At 66.3% G+C, this 23,106-nt stretch carries 24 protein-coding genes; 10 read left to right on the forward strand and 14 right to left on the reverse strand.

Annotation, left to right across the window (positions count from 1 at the left end; translation table 11 throughout):
• Positions 1-11: 11 nt before the first annotated feature.
• Positions 12-1,130 carry a cyclopropane fatty acyl phospholipid synthase gene (gene cfa, locus ORK51_RS13010; protein WP_266085133.1) on the forward strand — a complete coding sequence of 373 codons (1,119 nt, stop codon included), beginning with the start codon at positions 12-14 and terminating at the stop codon, positions 1,128-1,130.
• 74 nt (positions 1,131-1,204) lie between these two features.
• On the opposite strand, the gene ORK51_RS13015 is transcribed toward cfa, so the two are convergent.
• Complete coding sequence (locus ORK51_RS13015; protein ID WP_070425504.1) at positions 1,205-3,376, reverse strand: M3 family metallopeptidase; 2,172 nt, start codon at positions 3,374-3,376, stop codon at positions 1,205-1,207.
• Positions 3,377-3,634: 258 nt separating this feature from the next.
• Between ORK51_RS13015 and ORK51_RS13020 the strand changes: the two genes are divergently transcribed.
• Positions 3,635-4,117 carry a glutathione peroxidase gene (locus tag ORK51_RS13020; protein WP_070425503.1) on the forward strand — a complete coding sequence of 161 codons (483 nt, stop codon included), beginning with the start codon at positions 3,635-3,637 and terminating at the stop codon, positions 4,115-4,117.
• A 120-nt stretch (positions 4,118-4,237) separates the two neighbouring features.
• Here the strand turns inward: ORK51_RS13020 and ORK51_RS13025 are convergent, their stop codons facing one another.
• The 5 genes from ORK51_RS13025 to ORK51_RS13045 form a co-directional block, all read right to left on the reverse strand.
• Positions 4,238-4,783 carry a TlpA disulfide reductase family protein gene (locus ORK51_RS13025; RefSeq protein WP_266085134.1) on the reverse strand — a complete coding sequence of 182 codons (546 nt, stop codon included), beginning with the start codon at positions 4,781-4,783 and terminating at the stop codon, positions 4,238-4,240.
• A 203-nt stretch (positions 4,784-4,986) separates the two neighbouring features.
• Positions 4,987-5,766 (reverse strand): ferredoxin--NADP reductase, encoded by a 780-nt coding sequence (locus ORK51_RS13030; RefSeq protein ID WP_046274192.1) that lies wholly within the window; start codon positions 5,764-5,766, stop codon positions 4,987-4,989.
• A gap of 95 nt (positions 5,767-5,861) precedes the next feature.
• Positions 5,862-7,733 (reverse strand): ABC transporter ATP-binding protein, encoded by a 1,872-nt coding sequence (locus ORK51_RS13035; RefSeq protein ID WP_266085135.1) that lies wholly within the window; start codon positions 7,731-7,733, stop codon positions 5,862-5,864.
• 187 nt (positions 7,734-7,920) lie between these two features.
• On the reverse strand, positions 7,921-8,364 hold the full coding sequence (locus ORK51_RS13040; RefSeq protein WP_266085136.1) for a carboxymuconolactone decarboxylase family protein: 444 nt from the start codon (positions 8,362-8,364) through the stop codon (positions 7,921-7,923).
• A gap of 35 nt (positions 8,365-8,399) precedes the next feature.
• Positions 8,400-9,296: an RNA polymerase sigma-70 factor gene (locus tag ORK51_RS13045; protein WP_261996984.1), complete on the reverse strand. Its 897-nt coding sequence runs from the start codon at positions 9,294-9,296 to the stop codon at positions 8,400-8,402.
• A gap of 154 nt (positions 9,297-9,450) precedes the next feature.
• Between ORK51_RS13045 and ORK51_RS13050 the strand changes: the two genes are divergently transcribed.
• Both ORK51_RS13050 and ORK51_RS13055 read left to right on the forward strand, forming a co-directional pair.
• Positions 9,451-10,968: a fumarate hydratase gene (locus tag ORK51_RS13050; RefSeq protein ID WP_019185911.1), complete on the forward strand. Its 1,518-nt coding sequence runs from the start codon at positions 9,451-9,453 to the stop codon at positions 10,966-10,968.
• Between the two features lie 149 nt (positions 10,969-11,117).
• Complete coding sequence (locus ORK51_RS13055; protein WP_266085137.1) at positions 11,118-11,753, forward strand: glutathione S-transferase family protein; 636 nt, start codon at positions 11,118-11,120, stop codon at positions 11,751-11,753.
• 6 nt (positions 11,754-11,759) lie between these two features.
• On the opposite strand, the gene ORK51_RS13060 is transcribed toward ORK51_RS13055, so the two are convergent.
• Entirely contained in the window at positions 11,760-12,869 is a 1,110-nt protein-coding gene (locus ORK51_RS13060) for a sterol desaturase family protein (RefSeq protein WP_070425497.1), read from the reverse strand.
• Positions 12,870-13,046: 177 nt separating this feature from the next.
• Between ORK51_RS13060 and ORK51_RS13065 the strand changes: the two genes are divergently transcribed.
• Positions 13,047-13,400 (forward strand): hypothetical protein, encoded by a 354-nt coding sequence (locus ORK51_RS13065; RefSeq protein WP_266085138.1) that lies wholly within the window; start codon positions 13,047-13,049, stop codon positions 13,398-13,400.
• A gap of 9 nt (positions 13,401-13,409) precedes the next feature.
• Here ORK51_RS13065 and arsC read toward each other — a convergent pair whose 3' ends face one another.
• From arsC to ORK51_RS13080, 3 genes are all read right to left on the reverse strand, one after another.
• Positions 13,410-13,763: an arsenate reductase (glutaredoxin) gene (gene arsC, locus ORK51_RS13070; protein WP_070425495.1), complete on the reverse strand. Its 354-nt coding sequence runs from the start codon at positions 13,761-13,763 to the stop codon at positions 13,410-13,412.
• Positions 13,763-14,929: a phospholipase A gene (locus ORK51_RS13075; protein WP_070425494.1), complete on the reverse strand. Its 1,167-nt coding sequence runs from the start codon at positions 14,927-14,929 to the stop codon at positions 13,763-13,765. Before ORK51_RS13075 ends, arsC begins: the two co-directional genes overlap by 1 nt.
• 153 nt (positions 14,930-15,082) lie before the next feature.
• A complete protein-coding gene (locus tag ORK51_RS13080) occupies positions 15,083-15,568 on the reverse strand; it encodes a DUF456 domain-containing protein (protein WP_102788002.1) in 486 nt (161 codons plus the stop codon).
• Between the two features lie 232 nt (positions 15,569-15,800).
• Between ORK51_RS13080 and ORK51_RS13085 the strand changes: the two genes are divergently transcribed.
• Complete coding sequence (locus ORK51_RS13085; protein WP_019185917.1) at positions 15,801-16,004, forward strand: cold-shock protein; 204 nt, start codon at positions 15,801-15,803, stop codon at positions 16,002-16,004.
• An 85-nt stretch (positions 16,005-16,089) separates the two neighbouring features.
• On the opposite strand, the gene ORK51_RS13090 is transcribed toward ORK51_RS13085, so the two are convergent.
• Both ORK51_RS13090 and ORK51_RS13095 read right to left on the reverse strand, forming a co-directional pair.
• Complete coding sequence (locus ORK51_RS13090; RefSeq protein WP_019185918.1) at positions 16,090-16,575, reverse strand: glycine zipper 2TM domain-containing protein; 486 nt, start codon at positions 16,573-16,575, stop codon at positions 16,090-16,092.
• A 118-nt stretch (positions 16,576-16,693) separates the two neighbouring features.
• Positions 16,694-17,134 (reverse strand): cytochrome c, encoded by a 441-nt coding sequence (locus tag ORK51_RS13095; protein ID WP_019185919.1) that lies wholly within the window; start codon positions 17,132-17,134, stop codon positions 16,694-16,696.
• 96 nt (positions 17,135-17,230) lie between these two features.
• On the opposite strand from ORK51_RS13095, the gene ORK51_RS13100 reads away from it, so the two are divergent.
• Positions 17,231-18,043 carry a tRNA threonylcarbamoyladenosine dehydratase gene (locus tag ORK51_RS13100; protein ID WP_266085139.1) on the forward strand — a complete coding sequence of 271 codons (813 nt, stop codon included), beginning with the start codon at positions 17,231-17,233 and terminating at the stop codon, positions 18,041-18,043.
• Positions 18,044-18,061: 18 nt separating this feature from the next.
• Here the strand turns inward: ORK51_RS13100 and ORK51_RS13105 are convergent, their stop codons facing one another.
• Both ORK51_RS13105 and ORK51_RS13110 read right to left on the reverse strand, forming a co-directional pair.
• Complete coding sequence (locus tag ORK51_RS13105) at positions 18,062-18,823, reverse strand: TatD family hydrolase (RefSeq protein WP_266085140.1); 762 nt, start codon at positions 18,821-18,823, stop codon at positions 18,062-18,064.
• Positions 18,820-19,044, reverse strand: a complete 225-nt coding sequence (locus ORK51_RS13110; protein WP_046274184.1) for a DUF6116 family protein — start codon at positions 19,042-19,044, stop codon at positions 18,820-18,822. The genes ORK51_RS13105 and ORK51_RS13110 overlap by 4 nt, the downstream gene beginning before the upstream one ends.
• Before the next feature lie 159 nt (positions 19,045-19,203).
• Here ORK51_RS13110 and ORK51_RS13115 point away from each other — a divergent pair, with 159 nt between their 5' ends.
• The 3 genes from ORK51_RS13115 to ORK51_RS13125 all read left to right on the forward strand — a co-directional run bounded on the left by ORK51_RS13115 (position 19,204) and on the right by ORK51_RS13125 (position 23,106).
• Positions 19,204-20,034, forward strand: a complete 831-nt coding sequence (locus ORK51_RS13115; protein ID WP_019185923.1) for a glycine zipper 2TM domain-containing protein — start codon at positions 19,204-19,206, stop codon at positions 20,032-20,034.
• A gap of 131 nt (positions 20,035-20,165) precedes the next feature.
• A complete protein-coding gene (locus ORK51_RS13120) occupies positions 20,166-20,717 on the forward strand; it encodes a GNAT family N-acetyltransferase (protein WP_266085141.1) in 552 nt (183 codons plus the stop codon).
• 109 nt (positions 20,718-20,826) lie between these two features.
• A complete protein-coding gene (locus tag ORK51_RS13125) occupies positions 20,827-23,106 on the forward strand; it encodes a thiamine pyrophosphate-dependent enzyme (RefSeq protein WP_266085142.1) in 2,280 nt (759 codons plus the stop codon).

Here is a 23,106-nt window from a genome sequence, read left to right on the forward strand (position 1 = left end):
ACGGAGGCGATGTGGACGCTGGGCTGCAACGACGGGTCACGGGGTTGCTGCACGAAGCGGGGGTCACCGTTGACGGTGACCAGCCGCAGGACATCACGGTTCACGACCCGCGCTTCTATGCACGGGTCATGGCCCAGGGCTCGCTGGGCCTGGGCGAGAGTTACATGGACGGGCAGTGGGATGCCCGCGCGCTGGACGACTTCCTCTTTCATCTGATGCAGGCGCATCTGGACGAACGCGTGCACGGCTGGCGCGATCTGGCCGATGCGATCAAGGCGCGGGTGTTCAATCTGCAGGCCGGCGCCGGCAGTTTCGAGGTCGGCCGTCGCCATTACGACCTGGGCAATGATCTGTACGAGGCGATGCTCGGCCAGCGGCTGGTCTACAGCTGCGGTTACTGGCGCGAGGCCGCGGACCTGGACGCGGCGCAGGAGGCCAAGCTCGATCTGATCTGCCGCAAGCTGGGCCTGCGCCCCGGCCAGCGCATTCTGGATATCGGCTGCGGGTGGGGCGAGGCGCTGAAGTTTGCGGCCGAGCGCTATGGCGTGTCCGGCGTCGGCGTGACGATCTCGCAGGAGCAGGCGGACTATGCGCGGCAGTTGTGCGCGGGGTTGCCGGTGGAGATACGGTTGCAGGACTACCACGACGTGGAGGAGTCCTTCGACGCGATCCTGTCGGTGGGGATGTTCGAGCACGTGGGCGACAAGAACTATCGCGGGTACTTCGAGATGGCGCGGCGCTGCCTGCGGCCGGAAGGATTGTTCCTGCTGCATTCGATCGGCAGCAATCTGTCGCGGCATCGCACCGATCCGTGGATCGCAAAGTACATCTTCCCGAACTCGATGCTGCCCTCGGCGGCGCAGGTGACCGACGCGTTCGAAGGGGTGTTCGTGCTGGAGGACTGGCACAACTTCGGCACCGATTACGACCGGACCCTGCAGGCGTGGCGGGCCAACATCGAGGCGGCGTGGCCGCGCCTGGATGCGCAGCGGTATGACGAACGGTTCCGCCGGATGTGGCGGTTCTATCTGGCCGGTTCGATGGCGAGTTTCCGCTGCCGGCATGCACAGTTGTGGCAGCTGGTGTTGTCGCCCAATGGCGTGCCTGGAGGCTACCTGGCGCCACGGTGAGATGAGATGGCGGCACAAAAAAACGCCCGGCGGTGCCGGGCGTTTTTCGTCGTGCACGTCGTTGAAGCGAACGCTTACTTCTTGCCGTCACCCGAGGTCAGGCCGCGCTTTTCGAGCAGCGGCTCGATCTGCGGGGCATGGCCGGCGAAGTTCTGGAACAGTTCCATCGCATCGACGCTGCCGCCCTTGGAAAGCAGGGTCTGGCGGAAGTGATCGCCGTTCTTGCGGCTCAGGCCGCCGTTTTCGCGGAACCACTTCTGGGTATTGGCGTCGAGCACTTCAGACCAGATGTAGGCGTAGTAGCCGGCCGAGTAGCCGCCCATGATGTGGCTGAAGTACGGGGTCTTGTAGCGCGGCGGGACCGGCGCGTAGAAGATGCCGTCCTTGGCCAGGGCCTCGGCTTCGAACTTCATCACGTCCTTGGCGGCCGGGACCTGGTCCGGACCGATCTGGTGCCAGCGCTGATCGAGCATGGCCGCACCGAGGTATTCGGTGGTGGCGAAGCCCTGGTTGAACTTGGCGGCGGCGACGACCTTGTCGAGCAGGGCCTGCGGCATGGCCGTGCCGTTCTGGTAGTGCTTGGCGTAGTTCTTCAGGATGACCGGGTCATCGGCCCACATCTCGTTGACCTGCGAGGGGAACTCGACGAAGTCGCGCGGCACCGAGGTGCCCGAGAAGTAGGGGTACTTCACGTTCGAGAACATGCCGTGCAGGGCGTGGCCGAATTCGTGGAAGGTGGTGGTCACTTCATCCCAGGTCAGCAGGGTCGGCTTGCCGGCCGGCGGCTTGGGGATGTTGAGGTGGTTGGCGACCACCGGCTTGAAGCCGGTCAGCTCGGACTGCGAGACGTACGAGTTCATCCACGCACCGCCGCGCTTGGAGGCGCGTGCATACGGGTCGAAGATGAAGATCGCCAGCTGGCTGCCGTCGGCATCGAACACGTCATAGACGGTGACGTCGTCGTGGTAGACCGGCAGGTCGGTGCGCTGCTTGAAGGTCAGGCCGAATTCCAGCTGGGCGGCGTGGAAGACGCCGTTTTCGAGCACGTTCTTCATTTCGAAGTACGGCTTGAGCTGGGATTCGTCGAAGTTGTACTTGGCCTGGCGGACCTTCTCGCTGTAGAACGCCCAGTCCCATGCTTCCAGCTTGAAGGTGGGCTTGCCGGCGGCCTTCTGCTCCTTGTCGATCATCGCCTGCAGGTCGGCGGCTTCGCGCTTGGCGTTGGCGACGGCGGCCGGGGCGAGCTGGCCGAGCATGGCGTTGACCGCTTCGGGGGTCTTGGCGGTCTGGTTGGTCAGGTTGTAGGCGGCGAAGTTCGCAAAGCCCATCAGCTTGGCCTTGTCGGCACGCAGCTGCATGATGCGCGAGACCAGGGCGGTGTTGTCGTACTCACCGCCGCGGCTGCCGCGGGTGATGGAGGCTTCGTAGATCTTCTGGCGCAGGGCGCGGTTGGCCAGGTTGGTCAGCGGCGGCTGGCCGGTGGTGTTGAGCAGGGTGATGACGTACTTGCCGTCCTGGCCACGGGCCTTGGCGGCTTCGGCAGCGGCGGAGATCTGCTCCTGCGAGAGGCCGTCCAGGTCCTTGACGTCATCGACGGTGATCGCCGAGGCATTCACTTCGGCCAGCACGTTCTGGCTGAACTTGGTGCCCAGGTTGGCCAGCTCGGCGTTCATTTCCTTGAGCTTGGTCTTGTCGGCTTCGGACAGCTTGGCGCCGGCGCGGACGTAGCTCTCGTAGTACTTCTCGACCAGGCGCACGCCTTCGGCGTCCAGGCCGAGCTGGCTGCGGGTGTCATACAGGGTCTGGATGCGGGCAAACAGCTTGCCGTTGAGCGCGATGGCGTCGCTGTGCGCGGCGAAGCGGGCGGAGTAGTCGGCCTGCAGCTTCTTGCGTGCGTCGTTGGTATCGGCACCGACCAGGCTGAAGAACACGGTGGTGGCGCGGTCCAGGGTTTCACCGCTCTTTTCCAGGGCGATGAGGGTGTTGTCGAAGGTCGGCTTGGCCTTGTTGTTGGCGATCGCCTCCACTTCCTTCAGCTGCTGGGCCATGCCGGCGTCGAAGGCGGGGGCGAAGTCGCTGTCCTTGATCTTGTCGAACTGCGGGAAGTGCAGCGGCAGCGGGCTGTCGGCGAAGAACGGGTTGGCCTGCTGGGCGGTGGTCGCGGCCGGGGTGGCGGCGGTGGCGGAATAGGCGGGCAGGGCCAGGCCGAGGGTCACGGCGACGGCGAGGGCAAGACGGGTGGTCAAGGGGAATTCTCCGGTCAGACAAGTCTTTGAGGGTAACCCGGGCCATTGGGGAGCGGCTTGTGTCGAAAGGCATGTTTTGGCCAGGCCAGGGCATAGAGAAGGCTGCAGCCACTGCAAGAGCCAGCCTGGTCGTTGCCGTCCCGAGGCGTAGTGCCGGCCGCTGGCCGGCTCCTCGGCCCACCGGCCGGCTCCTCAGCCCACCAGGCCGAATACGCTGGGCGAGCTAAGATGAGAGGCCTTTCCACCGGAGCCCCTGCCATGACCACTGCCTTCGATTTCCCGTTCGTGGACCTGTCGGGCCAGCCACAGGCGTTGGCGCAGTACCGGGGCAAGGTGCTGCTGCTGGTCAATGTGGCCAGCAAGTGTGGCTTCACGCCGCAGTACGAGGGGCTGGAGGCGTTGTGGCGGGAATTCGGGCCGCGCGGGCTGGTGGTGATCGGGTTTCCCTGCGATCAGTTCGGGCACCAGGAGCCGGGCGATGCGGCGCAGATCGGGGAGTTCTGTTCGCTGACCTATGGGGTCAGTTTCCCGATGTCGGACAAGGTGGAGGTCAACGGCGACGGCGCTGATCCGCTGTGGCAGTGGCTCAAGGCCGAGAAGGCCGGGGTGCTGGGCACGCGGGGAATCAAGTGGAACTTCAGCAAGTTCCTGGTCGGCCGCGATGGGCAGGTGCTGGGCCGCTATGCGCCGACCGACAAGCCCGAGTCGCTACGCGGCGACATCGAAGCGGCGCTGGCGTAACGCCGGGCTCTGCCCGGCTCCGTGATCCCGGTAGTGCCGGCCGCTGGCCGGCTCCTCGCATTACCGGTTCGCCCAACGTTCCAGCCACGCATGGCGTGGCTCTACACCACAGCGGTGGAATCAGCTGCCTGCTTTCCGGTTGCGCACGTCTTCGGGCAGGAGGGCGAGAATGTCGTCGACGATCTTTGGCAGGCTCTTCTCGGAGTAGCCGCGATGCACGCCGGCGATGCTGCCGTCGTGGCCGATGATGAACATGTGCGGGATGGTCTGGATGCCGTACTGGTCGCTGACCTCGCCCTTGGCGTCGTGGATGTAGTCCAGTGGCGGGGCCTTGCGGCTGCGGGCGATGGCGGCGAAATCGGCGCGCGGTTCCTTCAGGTTCACCGCGTAGACCTGCAGCGCGTCATGCCCGATGACCTTCTGCAGCTGGCCCAGGATCGGCAGTTCCTTGCGGCACGGGCCGCACCACGAGGCCCAGAACGTGACGATGACGACCTTGCCGCGCTGGCTGGCCAGGTCCACCACATTGCCCTGGCGGTCCTTGCCCAGGATCTGCGGCGGGATATCGCCGGCTCTCGGTGAGGGCGTCGCGGGCGCGGCGGCGCTGGCAGCCAGGCTCATGGCGAGCAGCAGGCAGGCGAGGGCGGGGCGGATCTTCCTGATCATCGGTACGGCTCCAGGTCAGGCCCGGCCGTTGCCGGGCTGACGCGGAATATAGCCCAACGTGCATGCGTTCGTTGCCGCGAGAGCCGACCAAGGGTCGGCTCTGCCCGGCAGGGCCGCGGTCGGCAAATCAGCTCCGTAGAGCCGGGCTCTGTCCGGCTGGCGCGCAGGTTGGTCGATCAGCCACGCGGAGCCAGGCGCCGCGATTACTTTTCGACGAAGGCGCGTTCGAAGACGTAGTGGCCCGGGGTGCCGATGCGCGGCGAGGTCTGGAAGCCGCGGCTGTCCAGCACGGTGCGCAGGTCGGCCAGCATCTGCGGGCTGCCGCAGATCATGGCGCGGTCGTTTTCCGGATCCAGCGGCGGCAGGCCGAGGGTCTTCTGCATCTCGCCGCTTTCCATCAGCGAGGTCAGGCGGCCCTGGTTGGGGAAGGCTTCGCGCGTGACGGCCGGATAGTAGAGCAGCTTGTCGCCGATCATCTCGCCGAGGAATTCGTGCTCGCGCAGTTCCTTCTCGAACAGCTCGCGGTAGGCCAGGTCCTTTTCGTAACGCACGCCGTGGGTGAGGATCACCTTGTCGAAGCGCTCGTAGGTTTCCGGGTCCTTGATCACCGACAGCCACGGCGCCAGGCCGGTGCCGGTGCCGAGCAGGTACAGGTGCTTGCCCGGGTGCAGGTCGCTGATCAGCAGGGTGCCGGTAGGCTTCTTGCCGACCAGCACCTTGTCGCCCGGCTTGATGTGCTGCAGGCGCGAGGTCAGCGGGCCGTCCTGCACCTTGATGCTGAAGAACTCCAGGTTTTCTTCCCAGTTGGCACTGGCGATGGAGTACGCGCGCAGCAATGGGCGCGCTTCGGTTTCCAGGCCGATCATCACGAACTGGCCGTTCTCGAAGCGGAAGCCGCTGTCGCGGGTCGTGGTGAAGCTGAAGTAGGCGTCGGTCCAGTGACGGACCTCAAGCACCGTTTCGGCGCCAAAAGCGGAAGACATGGGGGTGGGGTTCTGGTCGGTTTCGTCGGGTCTAGTTTATCTCAAATGAGATAAATTCTCATTGACTGGCCGGACAGGCCTGTCGTGTCTGGGTTTCAGCGGTAACCGGCCGCCTGCAGTTCGAACAGTTCGGCATACCGGCCGCCCTGGGTCATCAGCTCGGCATGGGTGCCGCTTGCCTCGATCCGGCCGCCGGCCAGCACCAGGATGCGGTCGGCCATGCGCACCGAGGAAAAGCGGTGCGAGATCAACACCGCCGTGCGGTTGTCGGACAGTTCCTTGAAGCGCTGGAACACCTCGAACTCGCTGCGCGCATCCAGCGCCGCGGTCGGTTCATCCAGGATCATGACCTGCGCATCGCGCATGTAGGCCCGCGCGATCGCAATCTTCTGCCACTGGCCACCGGAAAGGTCCACGCCCATCTTGAAGCGGCGGCCGATCAGCTGGTCGTAGCCACCGGGCAGGCCGGCGATCACCTCATCGGCCATGCCGCGCCGGGCGGCATCGCGGATGCGGGCGTCGTCGCCCATCGCCTCGACCAGGCCGACGCCGATGTTCTCGCCGGCGCTGAGGTTGTAGCGCACGAAGTCCTGGAAGATCACGCCCATGTTGGCGCGCAGGTCATCCAGGTCGTAGTCGCGCAGGTCGCGGCCATCGAGCAGGATGCGGCCTTCATCGGGGTCGTACAGGCGGGCCAGCAGCTTGACCAGGGTGGTTTTGCCGGCACCGTTCTCACCCACCAGCGCCAGAACTTCACCGGCACGCAGGTCGAAATCCAGATGCCGCACCGCCCAGCTTTCGGCGTCGGGATAGCGGAAACCGACGTTCTCGAACACGAAGCCCTGGGTGATCGGCTGCGGGATGGCGATGGCATCCGGGCGCGAGTGGATTTCCGGTTCGATCTGGAAGAACGAGAACAGATCGTCCAGGTACAGCGCCTGGCCGGCAACCTGTGAAAAGCCGATCAGCAGGCCTTCCAGCAGCTGGCGCAGGCGCAGGAAGCTGCCGGCCAGGAAGGTGAGGTCGCCGATCGAGAAATCGCCGCGCACGGTGCGCCAGGCGATGTAGGCGTAGGCGGCGTAATAGCCCAGCGTACCGAGTGCTGCCAGCAGCGTGCCCCAGATCGCACGCTTGCGGGCCAGCGCACGGTTGGCGAGATAGAACTTCTCGGCCAGTAGCTTGTAGCGATCGATCAGGAAGCGATGGAGGTTGAAGATCTTCACCTCCTTGGCAGTCTCCACGCTGGCCCCGATCTGGCGCAGGTACTCCAGCTGTCGGCGCTCGGGCGTCCACTGGAAGTTGAGGCTGTAACCGGCTGCGTTGAAGTGCGATTCGCCGATGAAGGCCGGTATCAGTGCCACCGCCAGCAGCAGGATCAACCACGGCGCGTACACGATCAGGCCGACCGCGAGGCTGGCCACCGTGATGCTGTCCTGCACCTGGCCGAACAGCTGGCTCATCAGGTTCATCCGGCCCATGGTCTGGCGCCGTGCCCGGTCCAGTTTGTCCTGCAGGTCGGGGTCTTCGAAATCCTCCAGGTCCAGCTCGGCGGCGTGTTCCATCAAGCGCACGCTGGTGACGTTGGTGAACAGCTCCGACAGCAGGGTATCGGCGTAGCTGACCATGCGGCCAAGCAGGTCCGAGGCCATCGCCAGGCCGAACTCGAGCGCGAGCAGGCCCAGCAGGGGATTGAGCAGGCCACTGGACAGTGCCTCGCCGAACGGCGGGAAGCCGGCATCATGCTGGCTGAGCTGCACGGCGGCATCGATGATCAACTTGCCGACGTACAACATCGCCACCGGCAGCAACGCACGGATCACGCGCAGGCCGAGGCTGGCCAGGGTCAGCCCCGGGCTGCTCTGCCAGACCTGGCGCAGGAACGGGGGCAGGTTGCGCATCGCATTGACGCGCTCACGCAGGCTGGGATTCTTCTGGCCGGGTGCACCGGCAGCGGGGGAGGCGGGCATGGGCGGTATTGTGCGCGCCGTGACCGTGGTTGATGCATGAAGTCAGTGCCTGCGCAGATTGCAGACGCGTACGCCCCGCAGAAAGGTGCAGCCGGTACACCGCTACCCGGTAGTGCCGGCCGCTGGCCGGCTCCAGGTCGCATCCAGCATCGTGCGGAGCCGGCCAGCGGCCGGCACTACCCGACCCTTATGGCAGCGGCGGCAGCAGGCCGGCGCCGAGGCGGTTCCAGGCGTTGATCACCGCGATGCCCATGCTCAGGTCGCTGATGCCCTGCTCATCGAAATGCGGTGCCAGGGCGTCGTAGGCGGCATCGGACGGGGCGGCGCTGCTCAAGCGCGTCAGCGCCTCGGCCCAGCCCAGCGCGGCGCGCTCGCGCGCATCGAAGAAGCGGCTCTCGTGCCAGGCTGGCAGCGTATCGAGCTTGCGCGGTTCGATGCCGCCCTTGCGCAGGGTGGTGGCATGCATGTCCATGCAGTAACCGCAGCCATTGATCTGCGAGACACGCAGGAACACCAGTTCCATCAATACGGGGTCGATCGAACTGTCGTGCACGGCCTTGCTGGTGGCGAGCAGGCCCTTGAAGGCCTCGGCGGCGAGGCGGGTGTATGGAACGCGCGGTGAGGTGGACATCGGGGACTCCATGACGGCCGCAATGGCCGTCTTCATCAGGAGGACGCGCCAGCATCGCGCGCTGTGACAAGGCCGGTGAGTTTTTCCGGATTGAGCACGCTGAGCACGCGCACGATCCGTCCGGCATCGACCGTGATCATCGTCACCGAGTGCAGCTGGTCGCCCGCGAAACGCAGGATCGCCGGCTCGCCATTGACCTGGCCGAGCTGCGCCGGATGCTGGCCGTTGCGGCGCGCGATCGCCCAGTACAGCTGCGCGATGCGCTCGGCGCCGAGCAGGGGGCGGATCGCTGCGGTCACGCGGCCACCGCCGTCGGAGATCATCTCGGCATTGGCATCGAGCAGGGCGCGGATCGCGTCCAGATCACCCTGCTGCGAGGCGTCCATGAAGCGCGCCAGCAGGTCGCGGTGCTGGGCGGGCGAGACGGTGAAGCGTGGGGCGCCGGTCTGCAGTCGCTGCCGCGCCCGGTGCACCAGTTGCCGGCAGTTGGCGGGGGAGTGCTCCAGCAGGGGCGCGATGTCCGGGTAGTCGTAGTCGAACACATCCTTGAGCAGGAAGGCGGCGCGCTCATCCGGCTTGAGCTGCTCCAGCAGTGCCAGGAAAGCCACCGAGACCTCGTCGGCGAGGGCATGGCGCTGGGCCGGGTCCTGCAGCGGGTCCGGGTCCAGGGCGATCTCCAGCGGCTCGGGCAGCCACGGCCCGACGTACTCCACGCGCGCGCTGCGCAGGGCGCGCAGCCGGTCCAGGCCGAGCCGGGTGGTGGCCGTGACCAGCCAGCCCTCCGGGTCGCGGATCACGCCGGTGTCGGCGCCCTGCCAGCGCAGCCAGGCGTCCTGGACGATGTCCTCGGCGTCGCTGCGGCTGCCCAGCAGGCGGTAGGCCAAGGCGAACAGGCGGGGGCGGTGGGTCTGGAAGGTATCGGTCGGGGTCATGCCAGGAGGACGCGGCCGGGCAGGCCGCTGTGACAAGGCGGGGCGCCCACTGTGCACCAAACCCCGCCACCGCGAGCGATTCTCAACGCCGCCGGGCGGTAGTTGTTAAAATCGGCGGTTCAACCCCCGCCAGCCTCCAGCAAGCGAGCAAGTCGTGACATCGATCAAGCAGGAAGACCTCATCCAGTCCATCGCCGACGCGCTGCAGTACATCTCGTACTACCACCCGGTCGATTACATCAAGAGCCTCAACGCTGCCTATGAGCGCGAAGAGTCGCCGGCCGCGAAGGAGGCGATGGCCCAGATCCTGATCAATTCGCGCATGTGCGCCGAAGGCCACCGGCCGATCTGCCAGGACACCGGCATCGTCACCGTGTTCCTGGAAATCGGCATGAACGTGCGCTGGGACGACGCCACCATGGGCGTGGAGGACATGGCCAACGAAGGCGTGCGCCGCGCCTACAACTACCCGGACAACAAGCTGCGCGCCTCGGTGCTGGCCGATCCGGCCGGCAAGCGCATCAACACCAAGGACAACACCCCGGGCGTGGTCAACGTCAAGGTCGTCCCGGGTGACACCGTGGAGGTGATTGTCGCGGCCAAGGGCGGCGGTTCGGAAGCCAAGAGCAAGTTCGCCATGCTCAACCCGTCCGACTCGATCGTGGACTGGGTACTCAAGACCGTGCCGACCATGGGTGCCGGCTGGTGCCCGCCGGGCATGCTCGGCATCGGCATCGGCGGCACCGCCGAGAAGGCGATGCTGCTGGCCAAGGAATCGCTGATGGAGCCGATCGACATCAACGAGCTCAAGGCCCGTGGCGCCTCCAACCGCGCCGAAGAGCTGCGCCTGGAGCTGTTCGACAAGGTCAACGCGCTGGGCATCGGTGCGCAGGGCCTGGGTGGCCTGACCACCGTGCTGGACATCAAGGTCAAGGACTTCCCGACCCACGCCGCCAATCTGCCGGTGGCGATGATCCCGAACTGCGCGGCCACCCGCCATGCGCACTTCACCCTGGATGGCAGTGGCCCGGTGATGCTCGACCCGCCCTCGCTGGAAGACTGGCCGCAGATCACCTACGACGCCTCCAAGGGCACCCGTGTCGATCTGGACACGATCACTCCGGAAGACGTCGCCAGCTGGAAGCCGGGCCAGACCCTGCTGCTCAACGGCAAGCTGCTGACCGGCCGCGACGCCGCGCACAAGCGCATGGTGGAGATGCTGGACAAGGGCGAACCGCTGCCGGTCGACCTCAAGGGCCGCTTCATCTACTACGTTGGCCCGGTCGATCCGGTGCGCGACGAAGTGGTGGGCCCGGCCGGCCCGACCACCGCCACCCGCATGGACAAGTTCACCCGCCAGGTGCTGGAACAGACCGGCCTGCTGGGCATGGTCGGCAAGGCCGAGCGCGGCCCGGCGGCGATCGAAGCGATCCGTGACAACAAGTCGGCCTACCTGATGGCGGTCGGCGGCTCGGCGTACCTGGTGTCCAAGGCGATCAAGGCAGCCAAGGTGGTCGGCTTCGCCGATCTGGGCATGGAAGCGATCTACGAGTTCACCGTGCAGGACATGCCGGTCACCGTGGCGGTGGATTCCACCGGCGAGTCCGTGCACCAGACCGGCCCGCGCGAATGGCAGGCCCGCATCGGCAAGATTCCGGTCGTGGTTGCCTGAGGCTTCCGGTCGCGGCAATACGGCAGGTATCGGCCACGGGTTGATACGCTGCTGAAACGAAAACGGCGCCCGAGGGCGCCGTTTTTCGTTGTCCACCCCTGCGCGTGGCGCGCGCATAATGCGGGCCTTCCCCTGAGAGGCACCCACGCATGCGCACCACGTTGTATGGATCGCCGAGTACCGCCGCCCTGGTCGTCCATTGGCTGTTGCTGGAACTGCAGATCGAGCACGATCTGGTGCTGTTGGATTTCGACAAGCGCGAGCACAAGGATGCCGCGTATCTCGCGTTGAATCCCGCAGGCCTGGTGCCGACGCTGGTGCTGGACGGGCAGGTATTGACCGAAGCGGCAGCGATCGCGCTGCACCTGGCCGACCGCCATCCGGACGCGGCTCTGCTGCCGGCCCCGGGGACTGCCGATCGCGCCGAGGCCTACCGCTGGATGTTTTGGTGTGCCAACACCGTGCAGCCGGCGTACCGGGCGTGGTTCTACCCGCAGGAAATGGCCGGCCCCGAGCATGTGGAGGCGGCCCGCCAGCGGGCGCGCGAGCGGCTGGAAGGCGCGTGGCAGCACCTGGCCGAGCATCTGTCCACGCGCGGGCCGTATGTGCTGGGCGACGCGTTGAGCGTCGTCGATTTCATGCTGGTGATGCTGATGCGCTGGTCGCGCAACATGCCCACGCCGAGTGACACCTGGCCGGCGTTGAAGGCCTACGCCGATCGCCTGAAAGCACGGCCGGCGTTCGCCGAGGTCTACCGGCGCGAGGGCATCAACGACTGGCGCTGACTGGATTCAGTCGACGTACTCGTCGAAGGTGCGGCGCGCGCGGAATGGCATCAGGTGCTGGTTGAGCAGCCCCTTGGGCACGGTCTCCAGTTTCATGACACCGTATTCCCGCGGCCATTCGCGCTGATCCCGTGGCAGTTTGAAGGTGCCCATCAGCATGTCTACCAACGGCAGGTGGATGGCGTAGTTGACGTCGACGTACTCCTGCTGCCGCGCGTGATGCCAGTGGTGGTAGCGCGGCAGCACCAGCAGGTACTCCAGCCAGCCGAACCGGATGCCCAGGTTGGCGTGGGCCAGCACCGCCTGCAGACCCACCAGAATCACGTAGGCGTTGATCGCCGGGGTCGAGAAGCCGAGCACCAGCAGGGGCAGCAGCACGCAGCTGCGGGTCATGACGATTTCGACGAAATGGATGCGCGAGCCGGCCAGCCAGTCCATGTGCCGGCTGGAGTGGTGCACGGCGTGGAAGCGCCAGAGCCATGGGGTGTTGTGATACGCGCGGTGCAGAAGTGCCTGGGCCATGTCCGCGACGAATACCGCGATCAGGAACTGCAGCCACACCGGCATCGACTGGATCAACGTCTTGAGCGCAGGAAACGCGGCCAGCCCGGCAATGGTCGAGGTCGAGGCGGTCACCAGGATCAGGATGAACTGCACCAGCACGTGGCTCATGAAGAAATAGCCGACATCGGTACGCCAGCCCGGCCGTAGCGGCGACAGCGTACGTTGGCCGAGGTAGCGCTCCAGCGGCACGAACACCAGCGCCGAGAAGAACAGCGACAGCACGAACCAGTCCAGACCCAGCGAGTAGGGGGTCTGCCCGATCGCATCGAACTGCACGTTGGTACCGCCCAGCAGCACCGCGAGGGTGGCGCTGCCGACGCCGATCGTGGCGATCCGCTTGTTGCGGTCGCGCAGGATCGCCAGGGTGCCCATGATGAAGGAGGCGGCCAGCCCGACCAGCAGCAGGTGGCGGGCGAACTGTTCGTTGTAGACCGCGCGGAACTCGCGGCTGGTCAGCAGATCCGGAAAATGAAAGCAGGCCACGCCCATCAGGCTGAGCAGTCCCAACAGAGCCGAGCCGTAGGCGAAGAACGAGCGACGTGGTCGGGTCATCCGCTGGCATCCAGTTAGAAGGGCGGCGCTATTGTGAGCGCCTGAGCCGACGTAACGGAAGGGGCATTTGCGGCTGCGGTGGCAGCCCGGCTATTAATTCGGAAAACAAGCAGTGCTACAGTCCGGGCATGCACACATGCCGGCCACGGCCGGATGCCTTCCACACGGAGCACGACGATGCCACGGATGCTTTTCGCCCTGCTGTTGATCCTGCTGGTCAGCGCCTGCAGCAGTGATGGCGATTTCCACGCCGCCCCGCCCAGCCTGCGCGAGGTCACCGCTGCCAATCAGTGCATGCAGCAGTGCCAGCGTCAGTACGATAGTTGCATGACCAGCCGTACCGGGTTTGGCAGCGGCGACAGCTGTAGCGCCGGGGTGGCGACCCAGCGCGACGCGAAGTGCGACAAGATCGACAACCCGGACCTGCGTAAATCATGTCAGGCCAGCAGCGACTACTGCCGCAACCGGCTGCCCGCACTGACCTGCGGCGAGGATAACAACCGGTGTACCAGCCGCTGCGGAGGCAGCTGAGGCGCAGCCTTACGCCGGCAGGATCTCCAGCACCGTCTCCGGCGGCCGGCACAGGCGTGTCCCGCGCGGGGTCTCCACGATCGGCCGGTTGATCAGTTCGGGATGGGCGACCATCGCCTCGATCAGCGCGGCATCGGATAGCGCGGCGTCGTCCAGCCCGAGCGAACCATAGGCCGGCTCCTTGCTGCGCAGCAACGCGCGCGGGGCGATGCCCATGCGCGTGATCAGGGTGGCCAGCGTGGCACGGCTGGGCGGCGTCTTCAGATATTCGATCACCACCGGCTCAATGCCGTGCTCACGCAGCAGTTCCAGCGCCCCGCGTGAATTGCTGCAGCGCGGGTTGTGCCAGATCGTCACCGCCATCAATACCACTCCAGCAGCGACACACCCAAGCCCACATACGTGGCCTTGTGGTTGTAGTCGATCATGCTCTCGCCGTAGCCATCGAAGATCTGCACGTGACCGCGCAGCAGGTTGCTGATCGGGAAGCCGTAATCAAGCTGCAGCGCACCGTGCGAGCGATCACCGCCACGCAGCGAGTGCCGCGCCATCAGCGAGACCTCGTGACCGTTCTTGTTCCAGGTCAGGGTGGCGTCGCCGCGGCCCATGTAATCGGAGATGTCCGGGTTGTTGTCGTCCTTGCGGTCTTCCGGGATGCGATACCACGGGCGCAGGACCAGCGCCCAGTTCTCGCGGTCCAGGCCGACGGTGGCGATCACCCGGTTCCAGCTGCGCGACAGGGGATCGGCGCGGCCGTTGGACATGTGGTTGACACTGATCCCGCTCATGCGCCCGCGCCAGCCGCCGAGCGAGTAGCCATTGCGGAACATCAGCATCACTTCCGGCTCGTAATTGGTCTCACGGAACGGACGCGAGTTGTCGGCGTTGTAGGCCTGCCAGCGCGAGCTCTGCGTGTAGCCGGCCCAGATGTCGCCGTTGTCGCCGAACAGGTTCTCCACGACCTTGGTCTTGAAGCTGAGCTGGAACTTCAGTTCCGCGCTGTCCAGCTGCTGCGAGGTGGTGACCGTATTGACCGGGTTGGGCGACTGCGGCATCTGGTTCTTGTCGCTGGTCCAGAAGGCGGGCAGCAGGTAGACCGGCTTGTAGGCGCGCAGCTGGAAGGCGCCCAGCTTGGAGTCCTGGGCCAGTTCCCAGCGGCTGTCCAGCAGCGAGCCCTTGCCGGCGTTGGCCAGGGCGTCCTGGTGGCCGTCGTTCTTGAACACTTCGCCAAGACGCTGCTTCACCCGCTGTGCCGCAGGCGCATCGGCATCGGCCCCGCGTGCGGCCTGGCGCTCTTCGCGGCGTTCCTGCTTTGCGGCGGTGGCCGCCGCATCGGCGGCCAGGGTCACGTCCGGCGTACGACCAAACAGCGTGTCGTAGCACGCCAGACGCGCCGCGTCGGTGTCCACCAGTGCGCAGGCCTCCGGTGACGCCGGCTTCGGTGCCGCCTCCTGTGCTGCAGCGGGCAGGGCGGTGCCGGCCAGGGCCAGGGCAGTGAACAGGGCGGAGCGGGAATAGGGCAGGGTCATGGGAGCAGGGCCGCGTGACAAAAATGAATGGGTCTGATCGCACAGTGTCGCCGCTGCCCGGCATTCCTGCCAGCACGCGATGCCATCGATCTGACCGGGTTTATGCCGGTCAGTGGTGTGCTCGGGGTGTGAAAGTCCGCGTGTCGTGGGCGGTCAGAAGATCCAGGCAAAGGCGAACAGGCCCAGCATCGCGATCACCAGCGCCAGCTTCAGGGCGAATCCGAGCAGGATGCCCAGCCATGTCGCCAGGCCCACCTTGGTGGACCGCCCGAGCTCGCGTGTGTGCCAGTACTCGCCCAGCAGGGCGCCGGCCAACGGCCCGACGAACAGACCGATCGGCATGAAGAACACGCCGGCGATGCTGCCCAGGAACGTACCCCACAGGGCCTTGCGGCTGGCACCTACGCGTTGCGCGCCGACCACGGTGGCCAGGATGTCCACGGCGAAGGAAACCAGCGTCAACAGGCCGAGCAGCGTCAGCGGCAGCCATCCCACATGCACGAAGCCATCGGCCCATGCGGCCAGCAGCAGGCCGGCGAACACCAGGGGAATGCCGGGCAGGGCGGGGAGGATGATGCCGGCGATGCCGACCAGCACCAAGAGGACGGCTAGCAGATACAAGATGAATGAAGGGTCCATGCTGTCCAGTATGGTTCCTGAAATGGGGTTGACATCGCAAGCTTTTGGCTAGTTGCTTTTTCGTTTTGCTCGGGTTAAGTTGCAGGCGCTGAGCTTGGCAAGGTCACCGTGGATCGTGGCCTGATGATGGTAGATCTTCCGGATCCGCTGCATCGTTGCACCTCGCTTCCCCCTTGCTGTCAGCCGCCTGTACGGGTGTATCCAACAACAAGACAGTTAGGGAGTAGCTGAGATGGCTGAGAAGGGCACCGTCAAGTGGTTCAACGACGCGAAGGGTTTCGGGTTCATCAGCCGTGAGAGCGGCGAAGATGTATTCGTGCACTTCCGTGCGATCGAATCCCAGGGCTTCAAGAGCCTGAAGGAAGGTCAAGCGGTCGAGTTCGAAGTGGTGACTGGCCAGAAGGGCCTGCAGGCCGACAAGGTCAAGCCGCTCTGAGCGCACGCCGGGTCCTGCCTGGTTGAGACATGAAAAGGGCCCGCGCAAGCGGGCCCTTTTCATTGCACGCCGTGTGCGGGGCAGATCAGCGCAGGATCACCTTGCCGTTGACCACGCGGACATAGGTGTTCTCGCGGATTCCGCCCAGGTCGCGCTGGTTGACCACGACCGTGCGACCGTCATCCATGCGCACCGTGATGTCGAAGGTATCGCTGGTCACGTTTTTCTGGATCTGGTTGCCGGCCAGTGCACCACCCACCGCGCCTGCGGCGGCGGCGATGTTCTTGTTACCACGGCTGCCACCGGTGTGGTCGGAGATTTCATGGCCGGCGACCGCGCCGACGATGCCACCCAGGACCGCGCCGGTCGCGCTCGGCGCGCTGCGGCCCGAAGCGACCTGGTTGATGCGGGTCACGATCCCGCAGTCAGCGCAGCGGTTGGTGTTGTAGTTGCCGCCGGAATTGCCGTAACCGTTGTTGTAGCCACTGCTGCCGTAGCCCGGCGAGGTGGTGGCACAGCCAGCCAGGGCGACGGTGGCAACAGCAGCGGCGGCGATCAGTTGAATCTTCATGGTGTATCTCCTGGCCAGAGGGGTGGTCGAATGCGTCTGGTGCGCATGGGGCAGATCGTGTCCTGTGCTGCGTGAACAGCGTGCCAATCCCGGGCTGCCAGCGTGGCTGGAAGATGAATCAGCGGAAATCCTGGTGGCAGGCCTTGCAGTCGGTCTGGATCTTTTCCACCAGCGTGGCCATGCCCGGGCAGTCGGTCGGCGGTGCGGCCAATGCCTCGTTGAGCGTGGCGCGCAGGGCGCTGGCGTGCTGCTGGAAGCCCTGGCTGTCCTTCAGGCCGGGAAAGGCCAGGTCCAGATCATTGGACAGCGAGCGCAGGGTCTGCAGCCGCGGCACGGTATCGGCCAGGCTGCAGCGGTTCTGCGCCTGCGCCGCCTGCAGCAGCTCCACCTGGCGGTTCATCACGTGCATCAGCGCATCCGGGAAGGGGTCCTGGCGGGCCTGGATGGCGCGCGAGACCATCACCGTGGCGATCAGGCCGATCACCAGCCCGAGCAGGCCGACGAACAGGTAGCGATAGGCGGCGGAGGGGCGGCGGGACGGCGTCACGGGGTCGTTCATGGTGAAGGCTTCCTTGAGGGGCGGCTGCGGCGATGGTACGACGCGTCCTGTCCACGGCGCGTACCGGCGCTGGCCTGCGCGCATTAAAATGTCCGCATGAACGACGTACTGCGCGAACGATTTGCCGGCATCGACCGGTTGTATGGGGTAGGCACCGTGGATCTACTCGCCACCCGCCGGGTGGCGGTGGTGGGCATGGGCGGGGTTGGCTCGTGGGTGGTGGAAGCGCTGGCGCGCACGGCGGTCGGGCATCTGACCCTTATCGATGCCGACGACATCTGTGTCTCCAACACCAACCGCCAGCTGCCCGCGCTGGCCGGCCAGTACGGCCGCAACAAGGCCGAGGCGATGGCCGAGCGCTGCCGCGCGATCAACCCGGACATCAGCGTCGATGCGATCGCCTCGTTCCTGACCGTGTCCAACATGGTCGAGCTGCTGGACCGCGATTTCGATCTGGTGATCGATGCGTGCGACAGCTTCCGGGTCAAGGTCGAGACCATTGCCTGGTGCCGCCGCCGCAAGCTGCCGATCCTGACCGTGGGCGCTGCCGGCGGCCGTACCGATCCCACCCTGGTGCGGATCCGGGATGTGTCGCGCACCGAGCACGACGCGATGATGGCGCTGATCCGCAAGAAACTGCGCAGCGACTTCAACTTCCCCAAGAACGCCTCGCGCTACTTCGGCGTGCCGGCGGTGTACTCGCTGGAGAACGTGAAGTACCCGCAGGCTGACGGCAGCGTGTGTGGCATCCGTCCGAACCTTGGCGCGGATGCGGCGCTGAAGCTGGATTGCGGCGCGGGCCTGGGCGCGGCCACCCACATCACCGGTGCGTTCGCGTTTGCGGCGGTGGGCAAGGCGCTGGAGATGTTGATGAAGCCGAACAAGGGTGCAGCGGCCGCCGAGGCTTGATCCGGGCGGACCGTCCACTCACAGGCCGAACAATGCCTCGGCATTGGCCGTGGTCTGCGCGGCAATCACCGCCGCCGGCTCCCCGCGCAGCCGCGCCACCGCCTCCAGGATCACCGGCAGCCGCGCCGGCTCATTTCGCTCGCCGCGGATGCCCGCATCCGGCTGGTCCGGTGCGTCGGTCTCCAGCAGCAGCTGCGCCAAGGGCATGTTGGCCACCAGGCGGTGCAGGCGCTGGGCGCGGTCATAGGTCAACGGGCCGCCCAGCCCGATCAGGAAGCCGAGCTGGTGCAGTTGCCGCGCCTGCTCGGGGCTGCCGGAAAAGCTGTGCACCACGCCGCGCAGGCCCCCGACCTGCTTGATCGCCGCGATCACCGCATCGACCGCGCGGCGCGCATGCACGATCACCGGCAGGTCGAATTCGCGCGCCAGCCTCAATTGGCCGAGGAAGTAATGCCGCTGGCTGTCCGGGTCCAGCCCTTCGACGAAGAAATCCAGCCCGCACTCGCCAACCGCGCAGGGGCGCTCGCGCTCCAGCCACGCGCGTAGTTCGTCCAGGTGCTCGGGGCGGTGCTGATCCAGGAACATCGGGTGCAGTCCGTATGCCGGGTGCAATCCGTCGGCCAGCCTGCAGGCCTCCCGCAGCCCGGGCCAGCTGGCGGCGGTGACGGCCGGCACCACCTGCGCGAAAACACCCGCCGTGCGGGCGCGCGCGATCACCTCAGGCCGATCGGCATCGAACTCACCCGCATCCAGGTGGCAATGACTATCGATCAACCTCACGCGCGGCGCTTGCTCGGCAATGGCGGTGGGGTCGAGTCGCCGCGCCGTTTCCAGTTGGCCAGCAGCAGCGTGCCCAGGCCGAACAGGATTTCATCCACGAACGGCAGCGGGTCGGGGATCACCAGGGTCACCGCGAACAGCGCGGCCGTGATCTTGAACAGGGTGGGGTAGCGCAGCCGACGCGCCCATTCCAGCACCGGCAACAGTATGGGATTGGACATGGGGCACTCCTGGGCAGATGCTGTGAACGCTATCACGAGCCTGGGGCTCGCTGAACCTGAATGGGCGGGAGGATGTTCACGATCCGTCGAGATTCCGTTCAGGCTGGCCGTGCTGGAATTCACTCAAGAACGTTGCGGATCGTCCGCAAGGAGCCGGTTATGAAAAGTACAACTACTACTGCTTTGGTCGCTGCAGGTGCGCTGCTGGTCGGCGGGATCGCCACTGCTGCCTTCATGAAGGGCGGCAGTGCCTCGCCCGACGCGGTGACCGCTGCTCAGACCCGGCCCACCCTGGACACCACGCCACTCGCCGACGATGGCGCGCGCACCGACCAACTGGCGATCGAAGACAAGGCCGGCAAGCTCGAGTACGCCGACATCGTCAAGGTCGATCCGCTGACCAGGAAGGAAAAGGCCTACGCCACCGTGATCGGCACCGAGCCGGTGCGCGAGACGTCCAGCACGCAGACCCCGCATGAAGTCTGCCAGGACGTGGTGGTCCAGGAACGCCTGCCCGAGCGCGATGGCAATGTCGGCGGTACCGTTGCCGGTGCCGTGATCGGCGGCCTGCTGGGCAACCAGGTCGGCGGTGGCAACGGCCGCAAGGCAGCCACGGCCGCCGGTGCCGTTGCCGGCGGCATGATCGGCAACCAGGTGGACAAGCGCCATGTGGGTGGCCGCGTGGTCAACCGCACCGAGCGCCAGTGCCACACCGAGACCGCGACCTCCGAGTCGACCCGGGTGACCGGCTACAACGTCACCTACCGCAATGAGGATGGCACCACCGGCACGATGCGCATGGCCAGCAAGCCGGGCAACCGCATCCCGATGGGCACTACCAATGCGGTCACCGGCTATAACGTGACCTACCGTTACGACGGCGCCGAAAAGACCGTGAAGATGGACAACAAGCCGAGCAGCGATCGCCTGCCGGTGATCGACGGTCAGCTGGTCACCCAGACCGCCGCGCTGGGCGCGAACAACCAGTAAAGCGCAGCCGTTCCAACGCACCACCAACACGCCGGCAACTGCCGGCGTGTTGCGTTGTGGGGAACGGTGCACGGCATGCCGGTGGCTGCGTCTGCGATCATGGCGGTACACACGCAACAGACGAGGACGCCATGAGCATTTTCGACCTCCAGCTGGAGACCGAGCGCCTGATCCTGCGCCCGCCACGCGCCGAGGATTTCGATGCCTTCCTGCGCTTCTGCTCGGACCCTGAGGTGATGCAGCACCTGGGTGGCGTGCAGGCCCCCTCCCAGGCATGGCGCAGTTTCAGCTGCCTGGTGGGCAGCTGGCACCTGTATGGGTTTTCGATGTTCTCGGTGATCGAAAAAAGCAGCGGCGAGTGGGTTGGCCGCATGGGCCCGTGGCAACCGCTGGACTGGCCGGGCACCGAGGTCGGCTGGAGTATCCGCCGCGAGAGCTGGGGCAAGGGCTATGCGCCCGAAGCGGCGGTGGCCAGCATGGACTGGGCGTTCGACACGCTCGGCTGGGAAGAGATCATCCACACCATTGATGCGGCCAACGAAAACTCCAAGGTGGTCGCGCGCAAGCTCGGCAGCTCGCTGCTGCGCATGGGCGAGCTGCCGCCGCCGCACGCCGGCAAGCCGATCGAGATCTGGGGCCAGTCGCGGCAGCAGTGGCAGCAGCGTCGCGCCACGCAGCGGTGATGCTGCACCCGCGCTTGGCAAATGCGATGGGGTGAGGCCAGACTCGGCATCGTGGGCAGGCCGCCCCATCCGGTTGTCCGCCTACGCAACACGTCACGGAGGCTGATGCATGTTTGCCGTGGTTCCCGAGCCGATTCCCGCGCGCATGAAGGGCCTCAACCGGGCCGAAATCTGCGACGCCAACTTCATCGATTTCGTGCAGCAGTGGCGCGGCGATCCGGCGCCGACGCCGGCACCCGACGCGCCGATCCTGCCCGGCAGCACCCTGGATGCGCAGGGCTTTGCCGAACTGTTGGAATCACAGCTGGTCAGCCGCCATCTGGACCTGATGGCGCGCGTGCTGCGCGTGCAGAACAAGGTCTTCTATACGATCGGCTCGTCCGGCCATGAGGGCAATGCGCTGGTGGCACGGTTGGCGCGGCATACCGATCCGGCGTTCCTGCATTACCGCTCCGGCGGTTTCATGGCCGAGCGCTTCCGCAAGCTGCCGGGCATGGACCCGGTGATGGACGCGGCCCTCTCGTTCGCGGCCAGCCGGGACGACCCGGCCAGCGGTGGGCGCCACAAGGTGTGGGGCAGCAAACCACTGTGGGTGCTGCCGCAGACCTCCACCATCGCCTCGCACCTGCCCAAGGCCCTGGGCACGGCGCTGGCCATCGAAAGTGGGCGACGCATCGGCCACACGCTGCCGATTCCCGGCGACAGCGTGGTGATCTGCTCCTTCGGCGATGCCTCGGCCAACCACGCCACCGCGCAAACTGCGTTCAACACCGCGGCGTGGGCGGCGTACCAGCGGCTGCCGGCACCGATCCTGTTTGTCTGCGAGGACAACGGCATCGGCATCTCGGTGAAGACCCCGGATGGCTGGATCGCGCAGAGTTTCGCGCACCGCCCGGGCCTGGATTATTTCTACGCTGATGGCCTGGATCTGGTGGAGGGGCATGCACAGGTGGAGCGCGCGCTGGCCCATTGCCGGCAGACCCGGCGGCCGACCTTCCTGCACCTGCGCACCACGCGTTTGATGGGCCATGCGGGGACCGATTTCGAAATCGAATGGCGGCCGTTGCCGGAGCTGTGCGCGGCAGAAGCGAGCGATCCACTGCTGCGCTCGGCGGCGATTGCGATGCAGTCCGGCTGGATGACCGCCGCGCAGGTGCTCGATCTCTACGACCGCGTGCGCGCACGCTGTTTCGCCGCGGCCGCCGAAGCGGATCGACGGCCGAAGCTGACCGATCTGGCCGAGGTCGTGGCGCCGCTGGCCCCCTACTCGCCGGCGGCCGTCCAGGCAGAAGCCACGCGCACGGCCGCTGATGAGGCGCGCGTCGCTGCGTTTGGCGGTGCGGCGCAGCTGCCCGAAACACAACCGCCGCGCCACCTGGCGATCCAGATCAACCAGGCCCTGCACGATCTGATGGCCAAGTACCCGGCCACGCTGCTGTTCGGTGAGGACGTCGCGCAGAAGGGCGGGGTGTATACGGTCAGCAAGGGCCTGCTCAAGGCGTTCGGCCCGCGCCGGGTGTTCAACACCCTGCTGGATGAAACCATGATCCTGGGCATGGCGCAGGGCCTGGCCAACCTGGGCATGCTGCCGATTCCCGAGATCCAGTACCTGGCCTATCTCCACAACGCGGCCGACCAGCTGCGGGGCGAGGCGTGCTCGCTGCAGTTCTTCTCCAATGACCAGTACCGCAACCCGATGCTGGTGCGGATCGCGGGGTTGGGCTACCAGAAGGGCTTCGGCGGACATTTCCACAACGACAATTCCATCGCCGCGCTGCGCGACATCCCCGGCCTGGTGGTCGGCTGTCCTTCGCGCGGCGACGATGCGGCGATGATGCTGCGCACCTTGGCGGCGCTGGCGACGGTCGATGGCCGGGTCGCGGTGTTCCTCGAGCCGATCGCGCTGTACATGAGCAAGGACCTGCACGCGCCGGGCGATGGCCAGTGGCTGTTCCCGTATCCGGCACCGGACCAGGCACTGGTGCTCGGCGAGGGCCGGGTCTACGCGCCGGAGGCCAGTGACCTGGTCATCTTCACCTATGGCAACGGCGTGCCGATGAGCCTGCGTGCGGCGCGGGCGATCGAGCAGCAGCTGGGCTGGCAGGTGCGGGTGGTCGACCTGCGCTGGCTGGTGCCGCTCAACGCCGGGTTCATCAGCGGCCAGGCCGCCGATGCCCAGCGCGTGCTGGTGGTCGATGAGGGCCGGCACAGCGCCGGGGTGGGGGAGGGCGTGATCACCGCGCTGGTCGAGGCCGGGCTGGGGCACCTGCCGATCCAGCGGGTGTGCGGGGCCGATACCTACACGCCACTGGCGGGGGCAGCATTGTGCGTGCTTCCAAGCGACAATGCGGTATTGAACGCCGCCCTCGCGCTGGCGCAGGACCATTGA

This window comes from Stenotrophomonas sp. RIT-551 (assembly GCF_026241915.1).
GTDB classification, from domain to species: Bacteria; Pseudomonadota; Gammaproteobacteria; order Xanthomonadales; family Xanthomonadaceae; genus Stenotrophomonas; species Stenotrophomonas bentonitica_A.